Raw genomic sequence first — 3,601 nt, 5'->3', positions numbered from 1 at the left:
CGGGCGCCCCGCCGCCAGCCCGTTCAGCCAGAGGCACTCCACCACCCGGCCCACCTCGCTGCGGGCGGTGGAGTGCCTCTGGCTGAACGGGCTGGCGGCGGGGGCCCGCGGTGTGGCGTTCTCGCTGGCGGGGTACGCGCCGGAGGCCCGGCGGCGGGCGGACGGCGTGGGGCTGCCGCTGTTCGTGATGGACCTGACCGGCGCCCCGCAGCCGGTCAACGGCGCCGCCGACGAGCTCCTCGCCGGCGGCGCGTAGCGGGCCCGCAGGGCCCTCAGCCGAGCAGGTCGCGCTCGTCGTACTCCGGGCCGCCGGCGCCCTCGGCGGTGCGCGCCCGCAGCTCCACCCGGCGGATCTTGCCGGAGACCGTCTTCGGCAGCTCGGCGAACTCGATCCGGCGCACCCTCAGGTACGGGGCGAGGACGGCGCGGGAGTGGGCGAACAGCGCCTTCGCCGTCTCCGCGCCCGGCTCCCAGCCCTCGGCGAGCACGACGTACGCCTTGGGCACCGCGAGCCGGAGCGGGTCGGACGCCGGGACGACCGCGGCCTCCGCCACCGCCTCGTGCTCCAGCAGCGCGCTCTCCAGCTCGAAGGGGCTGACCTTGTAGTCGCTGGACTTGAAGACGTCGTCGGTCCGGCCCTGGAAGAACAGGTATCCCTCGGCGTCCCGGGAGGCGATGTCGCCGGTGCGGTAATAGCCGCCGGCCGTCGCCTCGGCGGTGCGCTCCGGGTCGCCGTGGTAGCCGGTCATCAGGCCCACCGGCGCGGCCGCCAGGTCGAGCGCGATCTCGCCCTCGGCGGCGCCGGGCCTCCCGGTCACCGGGTCGAGCAGCTCCACCCGGTAGCCGGGGCTGGGCCGGCCCATGGAGCCCGGCTTCAGCACCTGTCCGGGGGTGTTGGCGACCTGCACGGCCGTCTCGGTCTGGCCGAAGCCGTCCCGGACGGTCACCCCCCAGGCCCGCCGCACCGCCTCGACGACCTCCGGGTTCAGCGGTTCGCCGGCGGCCAGCGCCTCGCGCGGCGGGGTCTTCAGCCGGGACAGGTCGGCCTGGACGAGCATCCGCCACACCGTCGGCGGGGCGCACAGGCTGGTGACGCCGTGCCGGTCCATTTCGGCCATCAGCCGGGCCGCGTCGAAGCGGGTGTAGTGGAAGAGGAAGACGGTCGCCTCGGCGTTCCACGGGGCGAACAGGTTGGACCAGGCGTGCTTGGCCCAGCCCGGCGAGGAGATGTTGAGGTGGACGTCGCCCGGCCTCAGCCCGATCCAGTACATGGTGGCCAGATGGCCCACCGGATACGAGACATGGGTGTGCTCGACCAGCTTGGGGCGGGCGGTGGTGCCGGAGGTGAAGTAGAGCATCAGCGGATCGCCGGCCAGGGTCTCGCCGTCGGGGGTGTACGCGGCGGAGGCGCCGTCCGCGTCCTCGTACGCCAGCCAGCCGGGCACCGGCTCGCCGACCGCGATCCCGGTGTACGCGCCGGGCACCGAGGCGAACTTGCCGGTGTCGGCGGACCGGACGACCACATGGCGGGCCTGCCCGCGCTCCACCCGGTCGGCCAGGTCGGCCGGTCCCAGCAGCGGGGTGGCCGGGATGACGACCGCCCGCAGCTTCATCGCGGCCAGCGCCGTCTCCCACAGCTCCACCTGGTTGCCGAGCATGACGATGATCCGCTCCCCGGCCCGCACCCCGTGCGCGCGCAGCCAGTTGGCGACCCGGTCGGAGCGCTCCCGCAGCGCGGCGAAGGACAGCTTCGTCTCCCGGCCGTCCTCCTCGACCAGGTGCAGCGCGGTGCGCCCGCCGCCGCTCCCGTCGGCGGCGATCGCGTCGAACCAGTCCAGCGCCCAGTTGAACCGCTCCGGCCGGGGCCAGCGGAAGCCCGCGTACGCCGCGGGGTAGTCCTCCCGGTGCTCCAGCAGGAAGTCCCGGGCCGCCCGGAACTCCGGAGCCCCACCTTCGTGCCGCGCCATACGTCGTCCTCCTCGTCACGGTGGTCCGCCGGCGCCGTCCGTCCGGCGGGGCCCATCCTCCGGCCGGGGCCCTCCCCCGGGCCACCCCGTCAGCCGATCACGGCGCCGAAGCGCACGTCCGGGTCGGCGGCGGCGGCCAGCACCTCCAGGGTCCGCCCGGCCTCCTCGACCAGGGCGGTGCGCTGCGCGCGGGTCGGCGCGCCGAACGGCTCCAGCACCACGGCCGCCCGGTCGGCCTTCCCGGTGGACCGTTCCAGCTTCCACACCCCGGCGACGAAGCCGTCCAGCAGGAAGGCCGGGAAGGACTGGTTCACCCGCCAGGTGCGGTCCTTGTAGGCGGGCGGCACCACCCGGGTGCGGTCGGCGTGCGACAGCAGCAGGTTGTCGAACTCGGGCAGCAGCCGGGGCGGGGCGTCCTCGTCGGCGTCCGGCCGGGGCGCGTCGGGCAGGTCGAACAGCTCGGTGCCGCGCTCGTCGCGGAAGGCCGCCAGCTCGGGGCGGAGCGCTTCGAACACCGGGCGCAGCCTGGTCAGCCCGGCCCAGGTCTGCATGTCCTTGACGGACGCCGGGCCGAAGACGGCCAGGTAGCGCCGTACGGCGGTCTCCGGGGCGACCGGTTCGCCGGAGGGGCGGCCGAACCAGTGCTCGGCGGTGGTCAGGGCCACCTGGCCGCTGCGCTCCCACAGGCCGCGCGGGGTGACCTGGACCAGCGGCAGCAGGCAGCGGGCGGCGACCGACAGGGCGGCGGGGTCGGCGTCCGGCCACAGCGGGGCCAGGTGCTCGCGCAGCTCCGCGGGGGTGCGGGGCCGCTCCTCCACCAGCTCCCGGGCGGTGCGGGCCAGTCGGTCGCGGTCCACCCCGGTCAGCCGGGCGCGGAAGGCGTTCAGCTCCCGTTCGCGGGCGGGCTGCACCAGCGGGCGCAGGCTCAGCACGTCGTCGGCGGTGTGGGTGTGCAGGGTGGAGCGGAGGGTTACGATCCGGGCCACCGCCCGGCGTTCCATCAGCTCCGACAGCGCCTCGGGCCGGAAGCCGTCCAGCCGGGCGGCCAGCGCGTGGTAGGGCGGCCGGGTGTTCTGCGCCTGGAGGCCGACCAGACGGGCGACGGCCTCCTCGGCGCCCAGGGCTGCCCGGCGCAGCAGCAGTTGGCGGGCGAGGGTGGCCCGGTTGAGGGCGCGGACGCCCAGCGTCGGCGCGGGGGCGTTCCGGGTCCGAGGGGTCATGCCCCGCACCGTACGCCGGGAGCGCCGCGGGGTCTTCCGCCGGCTCGCCCGGGGTGTCACTCCGTCAGGTTCTTCGGCTCGCGGGGGCCGTGCCCCGGCTCGACCACGTCGCGGCGGCCGGCGGTGTGCCCCGGCTCCAGCGCGGCGATCTCCGGGTGGTGCAGGTCGAAGGCGGGCGACTCGGAGCGGACGCGGGGCAGGGTGACGAAGTTGTGCCGGGGCGGCGGGCAGGAGGTGGCCCACTCCAGGGACCGGCCGTAGCCCCACGGGTCGTCCACGTCCACCTTCCGGCCGTGCGCCCCGGTCTTCCAGACGTTGTAGAGGAACGGCAGCGTGGACAGGCCCAGCAGGAACGCGCCGATGGAGGAGAGGGTGTTCAGCGCGGTGAAGCCGTCGGCGGCCAGGTAGTCGGCG

General features: G+C 75.8%; 2 protein-coding genes and 2 pseudogenes. 1 reads left to right on the top strand and 3 read right to left on the bottom strand.

The window, feature by feature from the left end; genetic code table 11:
- Positions 1 to 256, top strand: a pseudogene (locus C6N75_RS22575) (hypothetical protein); the annotation flags it as partial.
- 16 nt (positions 257 to 272) lie between these two features.
- Here the strand turns inward: C6N75_RS22575 and C6N75_RS22570 are convergent.
- From C6N75_RS22570 to C6N75_RS22560, 3 genes and pseudogenes are all read right to left on the bottom strand, one after another.
- Complete coding sequence (locus C6N75_RS22570) at positions 273 to 1,967, bottom strand: AMP-binding protein (RefSeq protein WP_105870728.1); 1,695 nt, start codon at positions 1,965 to 1,967, stop codon at positions 273 to 275.
- An 89-nt stretch (positions 1,968 to 2,056) separates the two neighbouring features.
- Positions 2,057 to 3,187 carry a winged helix DNA-binding domain-containing protein gene (locus C6N75_RS22565; protein WP_105870727.1) on the bottom strand — a complete coding sequence of 377 codons (1,131 nt, stop codon included), beginning with the start codon at positions 3,185 to 3,187 and terminating at the stop codon, positions 2,057 to 2,059.
- A gap of 56 nt (positions 3,188 to 3,243) precedes the next feature.
- Positions 3,244 to 3,601, bottom strand: a pseudogene (locus tag C6N75_RS22560) (cytochrome ubiquinol oxidase subunit I); the annotation flags it as partial.

Source organism: Streptomyces solincola, from assembly GCF_002982015.1.
Classification (GTDB): Bacteria; Actinomycetota; Actinomycetes; order Streptomycetales; family Streptomycetaceae; genus Streptomyces; species Streptomyces solincola.
This window is presented reverse-complemented; position numbering and strand designations above follow the sequence as displayed.

Coding starts and splice junctions, on each gene's coding strand:
- C6N75_RS22570 (WP_105870728.1), bottom strand. CDS start 1,967: ATGGCGCGGCACGAAGGTGGGGCTCCGGAGTTCCGGGCGGCCCGGGAC.
- C6N75_RS22565 (WP_105870727.1), bottom strand. CDS start 3,187: ATGACCCCTCGGACCCGGAACGCCCCCGCGCCGACGCTGGGCGTCCGC.